The 16,440-nt window shown below is 32.6% G+C and carries 19 protein-coding genes, 1 other RNA gene and 1 pseudogene; 5 read left to right on the top strand and 16 right to left on the bottom strand.

The window, feature by feature from the left end; translation table 11 throughout:
• The 4 genes from C0512_RS12820 to C0512_RS12805 all read right to left on the bottom strand — a co-directional run.
• On the bottom strand, nucleotides 1-483 hold a 483-nt coding region (locus C0512_RS12820; protein ID WP_290862206.1), incomplete at its 3' end, for a hypothetical protein.
• On the bottom strand, nucleotides 476-769 hold the full coding sequence (locus C0512_RS12815) for a hypothetical protein (protein ID WP_290862204.1): 294 nt from the start codon (nucleotides 767-769) through the stop codon (nucleotides 476-478). The genes C0512_RS12815 and C0512_RS12820, both read right to left, overlap by 8 nt.
• 2 nt (nucleotides 770-771) lie before the next feature.
• A complete protein-coding gene (locus C0512_RS12810) occupies nucleotides 772-1,434 on the bottom strand; it encodes a response regulator transcription factor (RefSeq protein WP_290862202.1) in 663 nt (220 codons plus the stop codon).
• A 194-nt stretch (nucleotides 1,435-1,628) separates the two neighbouring features.
• Nucleotides 1,629-2,042 carry a DUF4293 domain-containing protein gene (locus tag C0512_RS12805; RefSeq protein ID WP_290862200.1) on the bottom strand — a complete coding sequence of 138 codons (414 nt, stop codon included), beginning with the start codon at nucleotides 2,040-2,042 and terminating at the stop codon, nucleotides 1,629-1,631.
• A 176-nt stretch (nucleotides 2,043-2,218) separates the two neighbouring features.
• On the opposite strand from C0512_RS12805, the gene rho reads away from it, so the two are divergent.
• Nucleotides 2,219-3,919 carry a transcription termination factor Rho gene (rho, locus tag C0512_RS12800; protein ID WP_290862198.1) on the top strand — a complete coding sequence of 567 codons (1,701 nt, stop codon included), beginning with the start codon at nucleotides 2,219-2,221 and terminating at the stop codon, nucleotides 3,917-3,919.
• Between the two features lie 65 nt (nucleotides 3,920-3,984).
• On the opposite strand, the gene C0512_RS12795 is transcribed toward rho, so the two are convergent.
• From C0512_RS12795 to C0512_RS12760, 8 genes are all read right to left on the bottom strand, one after another.
• Complete coding sequence (locus C0512_RS12795; protein WP_290862196.1) at nucleotides 3,985-5,574, bottom strand: T9SS type A sorting domain-containing protein; 1,590 nt, start codon at nucleotides 5,572-5,574, stop codon at nucleotides 3,985-3,987.
• 4 nt (nucleotides 5,575-5,578) lie between these two features.
• A complete protein-coding gene (locus C0512_RS12790; RefSeq protein ID WP_290862194.1) occupies nucleotides 5,579-6,958 on the bottom strand; it encodes a M43 family zinc metalloprotease in 1,380 nt (459 codons plus the stop codon).
• Between the two features lie 154 nt (nucleotides 6,959-7,112).
• Nucleotides 7,113-7,865: a triose-phosphate isomerase gene (tpiA, locus tag C0512_RS12785; protein WP_290862192.1), complete on the bottom strand. Its 753-nt coding sequence runs from the start codon at nucleotides 7,863-7,865 to the stop codon at nucleotides 7,113-7,115.
• Nucleotides 7,865-8,365, bottom strand: a complete 501-nt coding sequence (locus tag C0512_RS12780; RefSeq protein ID WP_290862189.1) for a thioredoxin-like domain-containing protein — start codon at nucleotides 8,363-8,365, stop codon at nucleotides 7,865-7,867. Before C0512_RS12780 ends, tpiA begins: the two co-directional genes overlap by 1 nt.
• 81 nt (nucleotides 8,366-8,446) lie before the next feature.
• Nucleotides 8,447-9,523, bottom strand: a complete 1,077-nt coding sequence (locus C0512_RS12775; RefSeq protein WP_290862187.1) for an ABC transporter permease — start codon at nucleotides 9,521-9,523, stop codon at nucleotides 8,447-8,449.
• Nucleotides 9,520-9,723: a hypothetical protein gene (locus C0512_RS12770; RefSeq protein ID WP_290862185.1), complete on the bottom strand. Its 204-nt coding sequence runs from the start codon at nucleotides 9,721-9,723 to the stop codon at nucleotides 9,520-9,522. Before C0512_RS12770 ends, C0512_RS12775 begins: the two co-directional genes overlap by 4 nt.
• A 1-nt stretch (nucleotide 9,724) precedes the next feature.
• Nucleotides 9,725-10,831, bottom strand: coding sequence for a BT_3928 family protein (locus tag C0512_RS12765; RefSeq protein ID WP_290862183.1), 1,107 nt, complete (start codon nucleotides 10,829-10,831; stop codon nucleotides 9,725-9,727).
• A 4-nt stretch (nucleotides 10,832-10,835) separates the two neighbouring features.
• Entirely contained in the window at nucleotides 10,836-11,381 is a 546-nt protein-coding gene (locus C0512_RS12760) for a DUF1599 domain-containing protein (protein ID WP_290862181.1), read from the bottom strand.
• Nucleotides 11,382-11,466: 85 nt separating this feature from the next.
• Between C0512_RS12760 and folP the strand changes: the two genes are divergently transcribed.
• Nucleotides 11,467-12,291 (top strand): dihydropteroate synthase, encoded by an 825-nt coding sequence (gene folP, locus C0512_RS12755; protein WP_290862179.1) that lies wholly within the window; start codon nucleotides 11,467-11,469, stop codon nucleotides 12,289-12,291.
• A 1-nt stretch (nucleotide 12,292) separates the two neighbouring features.
• Entirely contained in the window at nucleotides 12,293-13,009 is a 717-nt protein-coding gene (locus C0512_RS12750) for a hypothetical protein (RefSeq protein WP_290862177.1), read from the top strand.
• A gap of 47 nt (nucleotides 13,010-13,056) precedes the next feature.
• Here C0512_RS12750 and rlmH read toward each other — a convergent pair whose 3' ends face one another.
• Nucleotides 13,057-13,530, bottom strand: a complete 474-nt coding sequence (gene rlmH / locus C0512_RS12745; RefSeq protein ID WP_290862176.1) for a 23S rRNA (pseudouridine(1915)-N(3))-methyltransferase RlmH — start codon at nucleotides 13,528-13,530, stop codon at nucleotides 13,057-13,059.
• Between the two features lie 62 nt (nucleotides 13,531-13,592).
• On the opposite strand from rlmH, the gene C0512_RS12740 reads away from it, so the two are divergent.
• Nucleotides 13,593-14,381, top strand: a complete 789-nt coding sequence (locus C0512_RS12740) for a DUF3667 domain-containing protein (protein ID WP_290862175.1) — start codon at nucleotides 13,593-13,595, stop codon at nucleotides 14,379-14,381.
• 23 nt (nucleotides 14,382-14,404) lie between these two features.
• An RNA gene (rnpB, locus tag C0512_RS12735) (RNase P RNA component class A) lies at nucleotides 14,405-14,728 on the top strand.
• An 18-nt stretch (nucleotides 14,729-14,746) separates the two neighbouring features.
• On the opposite strand, the gene rsmD is transcribed toward rnpB, so the two are convergent.
• The 3 genes and pseudogenes from rsmD to C0512_RS12720 all read right to left on the bottom strand — a co-directional run.
• Nucleotides 14,747-15,328, bottom strand: a complete 582-nt coding sequence (gene rsmD / locus C0512_RS12730; RefSeq protein ID WP_290862174.1) for a 16S rRNA (guanine(966)-N(2))-methyltransferase RsmD — start codon at nucleotides 15,326-15,328, stop codon at nucleotides 14,747-14,749.
• A complete protein-coding gene (locus tag C0512_RS12725; RefSeq protein WP_290862173.1) occupies nucleotides 15,325-16,146 on the bottom strand; it encodes a DUF3822 family protein in 822 nt (273 codons plus the stop codon). The genes rsmD and C0512_RS12725 overlap by 4 nt, the downstream gene beginning before the upstream one ends.
• Nucleotides 16,130-16,440 (bottom strand): annotated as a pseudogene (locus tag C0512_RS12720) (hypothetical protein); the annotation flags it as partial. The gene C0512_RS12725 and the pseudogene C0512_RS12720, both read right to left, overlap by 17 nt.

The raw sequence follows: 16,440 nt of genomic DNA, 5'->3' as shown, positions 1-16,440 counted from the left end.
GACCATATACTTATAGCAACTGTCTAAATTTTTTTCCGTATTCAATCGAAATAAATTATGATAAACATGAATTAAACTGGCAGTGTCTTTTTCTTTTAAGCCTATGTTTAATGCTTTGTAGTAATTTTTAAAAGCTTTAGTGGAATCTCTGATTATTGAATAACGGGTTCCTATTTGTTCTAAAATTTCAGCATTACCTTTTAGTTTGTTTTTTTCAGAAACAGCTAACGCTTTATAAAGCGTGCTTAAGGATTTATCGTGGTCGTTTAATCGACCATAAATTTTGGCTTTCTTGACCGATATTCTACAGAATTTATCAAATTGATTTTGTTGAAAATAATATTCTGATTTAGTTTTAGCATAATTTAAACCTTTTATTAATTCGTTTTTTTCCATATAATAATCAACAGAATCAATTTTAGGCTGAGCAAAAATTGACACATTGAATACTATTAAAAAGAAAAAAAAGAAGTGTTTATTCATTGACTAATACTTTAATTTTAGGTTTTATTGAATAAGTAGCCCCTAAATTTTCAAAATCTTGCTGTATAAATTTTACATCAATAATGCCGGCAAAAGCTTCACAATTAAGCGTTTCCGTTACATATTTTAAAGAGGGTTCTGTTTGTCCGGGTTTTAATTCAATAGTGATAGCATAAACGCCGTCTTTGTCCGCTACAGAAAAGTCGCAATTGTCCGGAATTTCATAGACTAAACTGTAGCTTTTTTCATCAACTCTTGTAATGCTGTAAGTGCCTAAAAGTTCCATAATTATTGTTTGATTAAGTTGTTTTTAATTGCATATTTTACTAATCCAATAGTGTTTTTCACATTTAGTTTTTTGATTAAATTCTTGCGGTGGGTTTCTACGGTATTGGCACTGATAAAAAGCTCTTCGCCAATTTCTTTTCCACTGTATTCCAAGGAGATTAACTTGAGTATTTCTAATTCCCGTTCGGTTAAAACATTACTCATATGAACATCTTGATTAGATGCTACTGTATGATTACCTGAAAATGAACTGAAAATTTTGTCTTGAATGTTTTTAGAAAAATATTCTCTTCCGGAAGCAACCACTTCAATAGCTTCAACAATACTTTCGCCGGCACATTCTTTAGATAGGTAACCTGTTGCTCCTAATTTCAACACCTCTTTAATTAATTTCAAGTCGTCATAACTGGATAGTATGATAACGCGACAAGTGTAGCCACTAACAGAAAATTCTTTTAAAACTTCAATGCCATCTTTATGAGGCATGTTGATGTCCATAATTAAAATATCAGCCTTGTTTTCTTTAACTGTTTTAACCAAATCCAACCCGTTTAAGGAATGACCCACGACCTCAAATTTCGAATTAGTTTTAAGTACGGCTAACATTCCGTCAATGAGCACCTGATGATCATCGGCTAAGTGAATTTTAATTTTGTTTGGCATAATTATTAGGCGAGTCGAGTATAGTATTAAGATTAATCAATCTCAAATGTAAAAAAAATTAAGAATATTTCCTTTTTTTCTTTATTTAATTTTGACAATCTTACAGAGAGTAAAAACGCTTGATTAAAAGTATAAAAAAATCCGAACCATTGGTTCGGATTTTTAACGCACTAAAATAAACTAAGTTTAAAGTACTATTTACGTAATCTGCCCGACGATTTCACGAGCTTTTCATCCTTTTGAATAGCGAAATTGGCTAACGCTAAAAACACGATAGATAATAAAGGAAGAATAAGCCCAATACCCTTCTCAGACACTTGCGGATCTCCAGATAATTTTGGGGCATACAACACAAACAATAGCAATAAAATTACATTTAATATGATGTTCAATCTGCTTACGACAAATTGTTGAGGTCTTTTTTTATAAGAAAAAATGGTTAAGATGGATAAAACGGCACTAAACCCAAATAAAATGGAAATAGGCAAATCTGCTTGAAAAAAGAAAGGAAAACCATTTTCATCATACCATAAAGGAAAGATAAAAGATAATACTCCATTGCAAATAAATGCACCAATAAGATATAACGTTTGAATCCTTTGTAACATTTTGTATTATTAACATCGCAAAAATATATTTTCTTTTTTAATAAATACCATTGTTTGCTAAAAAAATATTTGTAATATTGCAATAGAATTCTGTTTTTACTTCATTTAACAGACACAAAATTAACGTGTACCTCATTACATTTTCTGAATAAAAAAATTAATATCATAGAACATTCATGTTTGAAATTTCTGCATTAAAAGAAATGAAGCTTTCTGAGCTTCAAGACATTGCAAAAGCTGCAAAAACAATAAAATTTCATGGCGTAAAAAAAGAAGAGTTGATTCAGAGTATACTCGATACGCAATCTTCTTCCTCAAAACCGGATGAAATGCCGGCAGATGATAATGGTTCAAAAACAAAACGTGCCAGAATAATACCTGTAAAAATTAAGCCTTCTGCTGAAAATTCACCTTTTTCAAAATTTGATTCGGCTGAAGCCATGGTTGAAAAACCAATTCCAGCTGTTGTAATTGAAGAACAAATTCCATCAGAAAAAACAGAGGAAAGACCTGTAAAATTTCAAAAAGCTAAATTTGAAAAAAAGAATTTCAAAAAGCAAGTTGATAATCCGGTTGAAGTTATTCAGGGAGAAGCCTCAGATAAAGTAGAATCTTCTGAAGAAGTTCCTTCAAACGAAGAACAACCACAGCGTCAGCCCAATCAGCCCTTTTCAAAGCATAATAATGGAAATGGGAACGGAAATAACAATCCGAATTTTAAAAATAAAAAGACAAATTACCGCGACGCAGATTATGAATTTGACGGAATCATTGAAAGTGAAGGTGTTTTAGAAATGATGCCGGATGGTTATGGTTTTTTGCGTTCGTCCGATTATAATTATTTAGCTTCACCGGATGATATTTATTTGTCCACTTCTCAAATTCGTCTTTTTGGTTTAAAAACAGGAGATACGGTTAAAGGTGTAGTTCGCCCTCCGAAAGAAGGCGAGAAATTTTTCCCATTGGTGAAAGTATTGAAGATTAACGGGCATGATCCACAAGTGGTGCGTGACCGTGTTTCTTTTGAACATTTAACGCCAATTTTTCCACAAGAAAAATTTAATCTAGCGGAAAAACAAGCAACAGTTTCTACTCGAATTATAGATTTATTTTCGCCTATCGGAAAAGGACAACGTGGTATGATTGTAGCCCAACCGAAAACGGGTAAAACAATGTTGTTAAAGGATATTGCTAATTCCATCGCGGCGAATCATCCGGAAGTATATTTAATTGTACTGTTGATTGATGAGCGTCCGGAAGAGGTAACCGATATGCAACGAAATGTACGTGGAGAAGTTATTGCTTCTACTTTTGATGAACCGGCAGACCGACATGTGAAAGTGGCAAATATCGTTTTAGAAAAAGCAAAACGTTTAGTAGAATGTGGACACGATGTGGTGATTTTATTAGATTCTATCACCCGTTTGGCCAGAGCATACAATACGGTTCAACCGGCATCCGGTAAAGTATTAAGTGGAGGTGTAGATGCCAATGCATTACAAAAACCGAAACGTTTCTTTGGAGCAGCCCGTAATATTGAAAATGGAGGTTCGTTAAGTATCATCGCCACAGCCTTAACAGAAACAGGTTCAAAAATGGATGAAGTTATTTTTGAAGAGTTTAAAGGAACCGGTAACATGGAGCTTCAATTAGACAGAAAAATAGCGAACAGACGTATCTTCCCGGCAATTGATTTAACATCCTCCAGTACGCGTCGAGATGATTTATTGTTAGATGAAAAAACAATTCATCGCATGTGGATTATGCGTAAATATTTGGCCGATATGAATCCTGTGGAAGCTATGGATTTTATCAATGACCGATTTAAAAAGACAAGAAATAATGATGAGTTTTTGATTTCCATGAATGATGGGTAATTTCAATATAGGAGTATAAAAAAGTCGTCCGAAATTAGTATTTGGACGACTTTTTTTTTAATTATTTATTTTTTCTTAATGATTTTAATACTCTCTTTTTCGCTTGAATTTGTTATTAGCGTTAAAAAATAAACACCATCTTCTCCATCCAATTGAAAAGTCACATTTTTTACATCAGAAAAATAAATTTGTCTAATTTCTTTTCCTAACATATCAGTTTGAATTATTGAACCCGTAAATTCCTTGTTAAAATTTATATAGACAAGTTCTGTTGTAGGATTTGGATATACTTTTATTCCGGCAAGTATTGGATTGGAAAACGTTAGACTATTACTCTCTAATTTTAAAACCCAATAATCAGATTGACCACGACTTGCTTCTGTTTTTTCTCCGGAAATACCCGAAAAAGTGCTTCCGGCAACAAAATAACCTCCATCCGGTGCTTCAATGACATTTGTTCCGGCTTCATTTTCAGAACCGCCTATCGTTTTTTGTCCAATTATATTTCCATTCGTATCAATTAATACCACCCAATAATCACTTAAACCTCTTGAATTACTTGTTTTGTCACCGGAAATAGAAGAGCGAGAACTTCCGCTTAAAAGAAAATTCCCATCTATTGTTTGTGATAGTCTGTTAAGTGATTCTTGGTCATTACCACCAATCGATTTTTGCCATAAAATATCACCTGTACTATTCAATTTAAGTAACCAAAAATCGGATAAACCATTTGATGCAACCGTTTTATCACCGGAAACTAAACCTGCCGATGTTCCGCCAACCAGAATATCATTTTCCGGGGTGATGAGCATATCTGAAAGTAAATCGGTATCGGTGCTTCCAATTGTTTTTTGCCATTCAATAACACCTTGAGGACTCAATTTTAAAATCCAAAAATCATGACTATTGCCTCTACTGTTTTCACTTTTTTCAAACCCAATGTTTGATCTGGAACGACCACCAAGTAAAAAACCACCATCATTGGTTTGGGAAACGGTTTTAAAAAGGTCTTCATCTTCACCGCCTATGGTTCGTTGCCATTCAATGTTCCTATTTTCGTCTAGCTTTAGCACCCAGAAATCTGCATTTAAAGCAGAAAAACCTCTGAAATTTTCTGTTTTTTCACCCGAAATAGGCGACCTGGAGCTACCTCCAACAAAATAGCCACCATCTGTGCATGGAATAGCCATCATGTCAAACTCTGAACCGCTACCTCCAATCGTTTTTTGCCATTCTATAGTACCAAGTTCGTCTATTTTTACTAACCAATAATCTCCCTCACCTCTTGAATTTTCTGTTTTATTTCCTGAAATATTAGACCAAGAAATATTTGAAATAAGAAAACCGTTATTATCTGTTTTAATTACATCATAATTATATTCTCCTCCATCTCCACCATAAGCTTTCTGCCATAGAATTTCGCCATTTACATTTATTTTTAATACCCATGTATGTGATAAACCACCAAAACCATTTATAGTTTTATCGCCCGAAATGTTAGATTGTGATTGCCCGGATAATAAATAACCATCACCATTAATTACAGCTTTTCTAAAAGTGTCTAAGTTATTCCCTCCTATAGTTCTCTGCCATTCGATACCCGGTTGGGCAACAGCCATAATAGAAGTTAGTATAAGTAGAAAATAAAATTTCATGCGACTAGTATTTATAGATAACAGTCTGTTTTACGGCACCACTTTCGGTTTCTTTACGAATAATATGATAATATTCGTTCATTAAGTTTTGAAAAAGTTCGGGGTCTTTTACTTGGATTTCATTTAATTCCTGAATTGTTATATTCATTGATCCTAAATCTTTTGTAGAAATAACTAATCCATTTACAAAATCTTCTGTTTGACAAAAAGGTTGTCGATTACAATCTACAAAAACTTCATTTGTGATAGTTGGATTTACTTGATTAATTTGAACATTGAATGTATAAGTTGTATTTATAATTTCAGGCAAATCATTAATAGTTGCCGTATTTATGTCGTCAGCATTTACATCAGGAAAAACATAATCAAAACTTTTTTGAAAACGGTGTTTAATCATAGTATTTCTACATACTTCTGCTGTTCCATCGCCATTATCAGAGATACTTCTAATAATTGTTCCACCATAAGGAATTGTTTCAAAAGGTTCATATAAGCTTTCAATTGTATTGTAAGTTTGGAGTACGTGTGCCATTGAGGGGCTTTGTAAATGACTTCTCATTCGTATTACTTGACCAGGTGTAAAATGAAAACCACAAGTTGAATAAGGATCATATCCTAAATAATTTGCGGGTATAATATCAACATAAGGCTCACCTGAACAATCTGTACTATTTGGATTATAAATATATTCACAGTTGGCAAACCAAGGTTGAGAGGACTGTGCAGGAGTATCGTGAACTAAATCACCAGCAACATTTGCATTGTAAAGCGGTGAGTTTACGTCTCTAGTTACATGTTCACATTGGGTTGTATTATATAAATTAAAAACATGATGTAAAGTAAAACAATGGCCTAATTCATGCCCTAATACCTGCATTCTGCTAGAATCATTCATTGTATGAAATGAAAAGACCGCCCATGTATTTCCATTTGTTGCATAAGCATGACCAATATGTGTGTAGTTAACAAAATAAATATTATAGGTATTGTAGTCATGTAAACCTAAAGTTGAAATTGAAGTTCCATTTTGTAGGCCATTCGTAACGTCTGAATTATAGGATATATCAAAACCTTTGTATTTGAAGAAAATATTATGTGGATTAAATGTAACGTTCGTGTCTTTTAGAATTTCCATGATTTCATTTTCTCCAAATTGGTTAACAAGTTGACCATTTACAGTTAATTCGTCTAGTATAACTCCATAATCATCATACACAATATGGAATTTTACATTTAGAACATACTTATTGTCAGCATTGTAGGTGAAATTCGGGGGGGGGGTAATATTATTTACAGGTGTTTCATCTCCGTTCCCACAAACAAAAGATTGTGCGTTAATTAAAGTTGCACAACTCAAAAACAAAAGAAAAATAATATTTTTCATAAATAAATGATTTAAATGCTTAGTTATTAAGTATAATGTAATTAAAAAATTTATAAAAAAGATACTTCCTACAAAATAAATCATAAAATATAAAAAGTTGTCTTTGATAGACCAAAGACGACTTTTTGTTTTTTATTATTTAATACTTTAAATATTATATTGCCAAAACAATCTTTGTAAAATCATCGCTTTTCAAAGCAGCACCACCAATTAGACCTCCGTCTACATCGGGTTTAGAAAAGATTTCGGCAGCATTTTCAGGCTTGACACTTCCTCCATAAAGAATGGAAACATCTTCAGAAACTGAATTTCCGTATTTTTTATTTATGGTATCTCTGATAAAATCATGCATTTCTTGAGCTTGATCAGGTGAAGCGGTTTCTCCCGTTCCTATGGCCCAAACAGGTTCATACGCCAAAATAATATTTTTCCAGGCAGAAGCTTCTAAGTGAAATAATCCGTCTTTTAATTGGTTTTCAACTACATTAAAATGTTGTCCCGATTGACGCTCTTTTAATTCTTCGCCAAAACAAAAAATAATTTCCATTTCGTGTTTAAGTGCCGTATCTACTTTATTGGCTAACAAAGCATCGGTTTCATGAAAATATGCTCTACGTTCTGAATGACCTAAAATAACAATATTTACACCCACACTTTTTAACATAGAAGCGGAAATTTCACCTGTAAAAGCACCTGATTCAGCCTGATGCATATTTTGTGCCGCAACTTCAATGTTTGTAAATTCTAAATGATCTGCCGCCGCCGCCAAATTAATAAACGTAGGAGCAACAATTACTCTTTGTTCAATGTCTGTTGGAATTTTGTTGATTAATTCATTTAATAAATCTTCCGTTTCTTCAGCCGTTTTGTGCATTTTCCAGTTTCCGGCTACGATTTTTTGTCTCATTAGTTTAGATTTTTTATAGTAGAAATAAGTTTTTCATCATCAGCTTCAATGGCTTTGTATAGAGAAATTTCCCCTTTTTTATTCAATACCATATACCTTGGAATCCAATCTAAATCGATAGAATTACTGAAAGTTCCGCCTTTCCATTTGGATAAAATTAAATAATGTTCTCCTTTAACTCCGTATTTTTCAATTCCTTTTGACCAACTTTCAGGAGTTTTATCGTAGGATAAAAATAAATAAACAGCATCAGGAAATTGTTTTTGTAATTCAACTACTTTAGGCATTCCTTTTACGCAATCAGGACACCAAGATGCCCAAACATCAATGATAACCGTTTTACCTTCATATTTTTTTATAATAGTTTGAAAAGATAATTCGACACCATCAACAGAAAGCATTTTATCTTCTAAGGCTTCTTTTGTAAAAGCTGTTTTTTGAGCATTGGAACAAGATATTATTCCCAGAGCCACACATACGGTAAGCAGTATTTTTTTCATTTTCATTTTATTAATTAAACAAATTTACAATAACTAGGGAAACGAAATCCTAATAAACTGCTAATAATATCCGAAATCGATTTAGCTTAATCGAATTTTTGGATCTAAATAAGCATAAACTAAATCAACCAAAATATTAATAACGACGAATGTAGTTGCAATCACAATTACCGAACCCATGATGACCGGTAAATCTAAATTGTTTAATGCCTCCACAATTTCTTTTCCAAGGCCATTCCAACCGAAAATATATTCTACAAAAACTGCTCCGGCTAACATGGAAGCAAACCATCCTGAAATGGCTGTCACGACAGGGTTCAAGGAGTTTTTTAAGGCATGATTTTTAATGATTTGGAAGGAGTTTAAACCTTTGGCTTTCGCCGTTCGAATATAATCTTGTCCGAATGTTTCCAACAATGAATTCCGCATTAATTGAATAACAACACCTAAAGGACGAATTCCTAGAACAATGGCCGGTAGAATACTATTTTTCCATTGAATGTAGCTTCCTTCCCCAAAATCGTCAACTTCATATAAACTTCCGGTCATGTTGAGTCCGGTATAGCTATGCCAAACAAATCCAAATAACCAAGCGAATAAAATGGCACTGAAAAAGGAAGGTATACTCATACCTAAACTACTGACTAGTGCAATCATTCTGTCTAAAAGTGTGTCTTTGTAAAGAGCAGAAACAATACCTAGAAAAACACCTACAACTATGGCAATAATAATAGCCAAAAGAGCTAAAATAAACGTATTTGGCAATGTGTTTCCTATAACATCGCTAACTTTTTTACCGCTTTTTTGAAAACTTTCTCTTAAATAGGGCGTTTTTAAAACGATGTTAGTATTTCCAATCGTAATGAAATTGATTCCGTTGTATTTCCCTTCAGATAAAAAAGTGTACGAATCTGATTTTGTACTATGAAACGACAAAGGAGACAAATCGTTTAAATAATATAGATATTGAGTAGAAATAGGTTTGTCGAAACCATATTTTTTCTTAACCAACGCGAGTTGCTCTGAATTTTCATTTTGATCTAGCATCATTCGGGCAGGATCGCCGGGAAGTATCGTAAATAAAATAAAAATGACGGTGATTACTCCAAACAGGGTGAGTAGTGCGTAGCCAATTTTATGGAGTAAATAACGAATCAATTTTTAGGGGTGTCTTTTTTTAAATTCTTTATTCTGGCAAGTATACCACCTATTGAGATGAATAAGATAAGAATACCTAAAATGATTGTGACATATTTTGGCAGAAAATCACTTTTTTGATGAATAAATAATAGGTTTACACCAATAATAATCATGAAAATTGAAGCGATGCTATTGCCAATAGTAAAGGTGTTTTTCATCTTAATTCAACGTTACTTTGTCAATATCATTGAAATGTTTTTTCTGAACAATCGTTCCCTTGTTTAAAACAACGATGCTTGGATTAGCTCTTTCAATGGTTTTTAAGGTGGTAGCATCACAAAAATAATAGTCAAACGTTAATTTATGCTTGTCTTTTACAGACTTGATTAATGTTTCGTCAGAAGCGGTCATTCCAATTACTTTATATCCTTTTTTGAGAGCAGCTTGATGAAATTCTTCCAGTTTAGCTAAGCCATCATCGTCCGCTTTTCCTAAATCATATGAAATCAGCATAATTAATTTAGGTTCTTTGAGCATGTCTTCCGTATAATCACTTCCGTCTAATTCAATGGTGAAATCATGAATAGGAGGAACGTAACCTTGTTTGATTAATTTGTCTTTTCGATCGACAAATTCTGCTGTTTCAGGAACTTTGTTGGCCATTACATCGGCTTGAGAAAACTCAGTTTCCACACCATTCACTTTGTAAATAAAAAGCATTTCATATTCCGATAAGGTCGCACCTGCCGGAATTTCCATTCCTTTTTGGATGTTATTTCCAACAGCAAAAGCCCGAAAATCAATAACCGGTAAATGCATCAGCACATAATAAGCTAAAAACAAGCATGCGGTATACGACATAAAAACGGTTGCATTTTGACCTAATTTTCCAACAATCGGTTGAATGTATTTCAGATTAATTATTAAAAATACAATTAATACCAATAAGACAATATCCTTTGTAAACGATTCCCATGGCGTAAGTTTCAGGGCATCACCAAAACAACCACAATCAGTTACTTTATTAAAATAGGCTGAATAAAAGGTTAGAAAAGTGAAAAATACAATCATTAAAAAAAGGCTCCAAACTGTAAATTTTGGTTTGAATCCAATTAAAAGCATTACCCCTAAGACTATTTCAAAAATGACCACGACCACTGCAATTAATAAAGCAAGCGGAACCAAAAAGGGGATGTTTAAAACACCTTCAGAAAAATATTCTTCCAGTTTAAATGAAAACCCAACCGGATCGTTCAGTTTTATTAATCCGGAAATAATAAATAATAATCCAACAAGAAAACGGACAATGTGAGTGAGTACTTTCATGGTTTTATTTTTTGTGAAATCCTAAGTGAATTAGGGCAAAAACAGCATAATTAATCATGTCTTGATAATTAGCATCAATTCCTTCTGAAACTAACGTTTTACCTTTATTATCTTCGATTTGTTTTACACGAAGCAATTTTTGCAAAATTAAATCGTTGAGAGAGCTCACACGCATTTCACGCCAAGCTTCTCCATAGTCATGGTTTTTATTTTCCATGAGTAATTTTGTTTCTGCAATTTTCTCGTCATACAAGCGAGTTGCCTCTTCTAAATTTAAATCAGGTTGATCCACGACCCCTTTTTCTAATTGAATTAAGGCCATGATAGAATAATTGATAATACCAATAAATTCACCGGTTTCATCTTCATCTACTTTGCGAATTTCATTTTCCTGTAGACTACGAATGCGTTGAGCTTTGATGAAAATTTGGTCAGTTAGGGAGGGCAAACGAAGAATTCTCCATGCACTGCCATAGTCTTTCATTTTATTGCAATATAATTGTCGGCAAACAGCGATGACTTTATCATATTGTTGTGAGGTACTATCCATTATTGAATTATATTTGTAAAGATTTTCAAAAATACAATTTTCAAAAGAAGTAGATGCTACTTTTTAACGCCTTTTTTCAAACGATATGTTAATAAACTGCCAAGGCAAACTGATTGATTTAGCGACACCCAAAGTGATGGGAATTTTAAATGTAACACCAAATTCATTTTATGACGGAGGAAAATATAAAAATGAATCCGAAATAGTAAAACAAGTGGAAACAATGTTGGTTGATGGAGCTGATTTTATTGACGTCGGAGCTTATTCCAGTAAACCCAATGCCGAATTTGTCTCCGAAGAAGAAGAAATAGCCCGTTTAATTCCGGTTTTAAAATTGGTTTTAAAAGAATTTCCAACAACTTTATTATCCATTGATACCTTTAGAAGTGAAGTAGCTAAAGCTGCGGTAAAATCAGGTGCCAGTATTATTAACGATATTTCGGCAGGAAGTTTGGATGATAAAATGATGAAGACGATAGGAAAACTTCAAGTTCCATACATTATGATGCATATGAAGGGAACACCACAAACGATGACTCAACTCACACAATATGATGATATTGTAAAAGATATGTTATTTTATTTTTCTGAAAAAGTGGCTTTGGCAAGAAGTTTTGGCATAAATGATTTAATTATTGATCCCGGATTTGGTTTTGCTAAAACAGTAGAACAAAATTTTGAAATTATGCAGAAATTAGAATTATTTAAAGTGCTGGAATTACCTATTTTAGCAGGAGTTTCCAGAAAGTCAATGATTTATAAACCATTGGATTTAACCCCTGAAAAAGCGTTGAACGGCACAACAGCTCTCAATATGATTGCCTTAACCAAAGGAGCTTCTATTTTGCGGGTTCATGATGTAAAAGAAGCGGTGGAATGTGTAAAATTATTTTCCTTAATGAGTTTATAATATGAAGAAAGTTTTAGTACTAGTCGTTTTACTCTCTTTTATTTCCTGTCAAAAAGAAGTGCAATTAGTTCAGGCGGTCAGCACTATTGATACGACGGTTGTAGACCATTCTCCGGTTTATATTTTTTTTGAAAAAAAAGGGAAAGACACCGTTGCAGAGGTTAATCGGAAAAACACTATCGGTACAACCAATTGGATTTTCAACATTGACAAACGACTGCCTTTAAAAATAGTTATTCCAGAAATTATCAAGTTGCAACAAAAGAGAGAAGGCCCACAAATGCATCAAAATGATCAAGCAACAAATTATTATTCTTATATGGATAGTGTTCAGAAAACATTAGCATTCATGTCTTTTAAGGAAATAAAGTACACCTACAATTCCTATTTTTCATCTATTTATGTAAAAGATAATCCGGATTATCATATTCATTTTCAAACTTTCACGGTAAATTTTAAACCTAATAATAAAGTATCTGTTGATGGAAATGAAGTGGAGATGAAAGAATTGCTTGCTTTTTTAAAAGAATACACTTCTTTTTCAAGTGAAGATAAACGCGTGTTGCTTTACTTAAATTTTGATGAACGTTTAACTTTTGATCAGTACTTATCCAAAGTAATTGAATTGAAAATTTTAGAAAATGAATTGGTTTCTATTTCACCAACACATTTTATTTATGACAAAAAGAAATTACCGGATTGTAATTGTGCTTTGTAAATTTTAACGAGTAATCATTCTTCTGCAATTAGAATTATTTGACATTGTTATTGATGATGATAAGGCTCATTTTTCAAAATAGTAAAACCACGGTATACCTGTTCAATAAAAAATAACCGCACCATTTGGTGTGAAAAAGTCATTTCAGACAATGAAATTTTTTGTTGAGCTTTCTGATAAACGGTTTCTGAAAATCCATAAGGACCACCAATGACGTAGACCAATGTTTTTATTCCGGCATTCATTTTCTTTTGTAATTCATTGGCAAACCCAATACTGGTAAATGATTTTCCGTTTTCATCCAACAGAATTAAAAAATCAGTAGGGGAGAGTTTGGCTAAAATCAGTTCACCTTCTTTTTCTTTTTGTTGTTCTTCTGAAAGGTTTTTAACATTTTTAATATCGGGAATTATTTCCAATTCGAATTTGATATAAAAAGACAATCGCTTTTGATATTCTTCAATCAGTGCTTGAAGGTTTTTATGGTCAGTTTTGCCAATGGCAATGAGTTTGATATTCATTTGACTATATTTTTTCAAAAGTATAAAGTTATTTTTTTATTTTAGTTAAAAATATAAAAACGATGAATTGCAAGAACTGCCAAAATAGTATAGAAACAGCTGATAAATTTTGTTCCAATTGTGGGGCTCAAGTTGTGACAAAAAAATTAACAATTAAAAATATACTTTATGATTTTTCTGAACGCTATTTAAGTTTTGATAATAAATTTTTGACAACATTTAAAACACTTTTTACCAATCCAGAATGGGTTATTAATGGTTATTTAAATGGACTTAGGGTTCGTTATGTAAACCCAATTACCTATTTGATTATTGCTGTAACGTTAAGTGGATTCAATATTTTTTTGATGAAAAGAGGCTATTTAGGAGAGATTGATTATGGAGCTTTTTCCGGAAATCAAAAATCTCCGTTTGACATGAAAGAATTTATGAATTCTTTTTATGATTACAACAGTATTTTAATTTTTTTTAGTATTCCTTATTTGGCATTATTGTCTAAAATAGTTTTTTATAATTTTAAGCAGTTTAATTATGCGGAACACAATTTAATTTATTTTTATACCTACTCTCAATCATCCATCTTTGTTTTATTATTTATTCCTTTTCTGATTATTTTTAATTTAGATTTTTACAGTTATTCAATTTTTACATTTGTTTTCATGATAGTTTATCATGCTTATGCTTTGAAAAGGGTTTTTAGTTTAACGGGAAAGCAATTAATTTTAAAAACGTTTATTTTTATTCCTGTCGGAGTTATTTTCTATATAATTTTGAGTATTATTTTAATAATAATTTATTTTGTTTATCTCATTTCAACCGGAAAATTTAATCCGCAGGATTTTGCTCAATAATGAATTATTAAGTTTATTTTTGCACTGCAGACCGCCTTATCGTCTCGATTTATCGGGGAGGAAAGTCCGGACACCAAAGAGTAGCATAACGGGTAACACCCGTCCGTTCGCCTCGGCGAATGAGGACTAGTGCAACAGAAAGTATGTACAGTTCGGCTGTAGTGAAACCAGGTAAACTCTATGCGGTGAAATGCCATGTATATCAACGTTCCGTCACGGCGGATAAGGGCTACTCGTCCGAGGTTGAAGGGTAGGCAGCTAGATTCAATGGGTAACTATTGAGCAAGATAAATGATAAGGGTTCGCTTTGGCGAATACAGAATCCGGCTTACAGGTCTGCTTTTTTTATGGTGATGGACAAATGATTATTCCTCTTCTTCAGAAGAATTATTACCCGCTGTTTCATCACTTTCCCATTCAAAAAACGAAAAAGTGGAACCGCCATAATTCTTTTGAAAAGAAAAAGTAGTCATGTGTTCCAGTTTAGTGTGTTTGGAATGCTCTACTATCATCATTCCGTCTTCCACTAACAATTCGTTTGTAAAAACTAGTTCAACTATTTTTTCAAAGTCCTTTTGCTCCATTCCATAGGGTGGGTCGGCAAAAATAATGTCAAAATCACCTTTTGTTTTTTCTAAAAATTTAAACACATCACTTTTAATGGCTGTAATGTTGAATTCAAATTCATCTGTAGTTTTTTTGATAAAGGAGATACACCCATAATCAGCATCAACTGAAATAATCGGTTCACTGCCTCGGGAAGCAAACTCAAAACTGATGTTTCCGGTTCCGGCAAATAAATCCAATACCTTTAATTCGGTAAAATTAAAATGATTGTTTAAAATGTTAAACAATGCTTCTTTACTCATATCGGTGGTTGGTCGAACAGGAAGGTTTTTGGGAGGCGATAACCTGCGGCCTTTGTATTTTCCGGATATGATTCTCACGTGTTGAAAAGGATAAAATGGGTACGGTTTTCCTGAGTTGAAAAGGAGTTTGTTTTTTGCAGTTCAGAAACATCCAACATAGCAGTATTTCTTACATATTGATATGCTTTTTGGTACAAAGCATCATTTTCAGAGCATTCACCCAAAATAAATAATTTCATGGATTCCGGGTTCAAATGCAGTTGTTCTGCAGTAAATAATAAATAGTACAGAAAATCTTCTGCGGTTTGGTATTCAAAGGAGTTATATAACAAAAGCTTCTGATTTTGAATAACAATAATTTCAAAATGAGTAGAAGCCACATGAACAAACATATTTTGTGCCTCATCATTTTTAGATAAATCCAATAATTTAGACACTAAAATACTTGAAAAATGCTGGTATTCAAAAGAGCCAAACTGATCAATTAAATAATTATTTATGTTAACATAGGGCACGTATACATTCACCATTTCGTGTTTTTCCATTTCATCAACAGCAAAATAATCGGTTTCAAAAACTTTGGTATTGTATTGCAGGTAACTTCCTTTGTATTCTTCATCAAAAAGTGGTTTTGGCACAAAAGTGCTCAAATTGTTTTCGTGAAGAACGACAATTTCATCGTAGGATTTTGTTAAGTCTGAAAAATCTAACATTGATTTCCACAAACTGTTTTCAATAGTAAAAGATTTAGGGAAATTTGAAAAGTCAATTTTTTCGAAGGAAATCAATTGACCGGATAAAGTGTCACGGCAACAAAAAGAAAGCCCATTCAGTGAAACCTGAATGGACAACTTTTTATAACTTTTTTGGATGACGCTATTATTCGTTATTTCCATATTTTTTAGGCCAGTTTCCTGACATACTTACTTCTTCTAATGAACCTAATAAAATGTATTCACCATTGATTCCTTCAACTGAAACCACTTTCTTTTCTTTGGCAACTAAACTAGGATCTTGGTCTGATAATAAAGAAGATTTATTTAATTTTGCTTCAAAAACAGGTATTTTTAAATCATCACGTTCAATATATCCTGCTTTTAAAGTGATTTTTGTTTCAATATCTCCCACTTTTACAATATTCAGGTTTTTATATCGATCAGAACCTTTAAATAAAGAATCTTTGATGCTTA

The organism is Flavobacterium sp., assembly GCF_013822155.1.
Classification (GTDB): Bacteria; Bacteroidota; Bacteroidia; order Flavobacteriales; family Flavobacteriaceae; genus Flavobacterium.
Note: the sequence above shows the minus strand (reverse complement) of the source record. Positions and strands in the feature narration are given on the sequence as shown.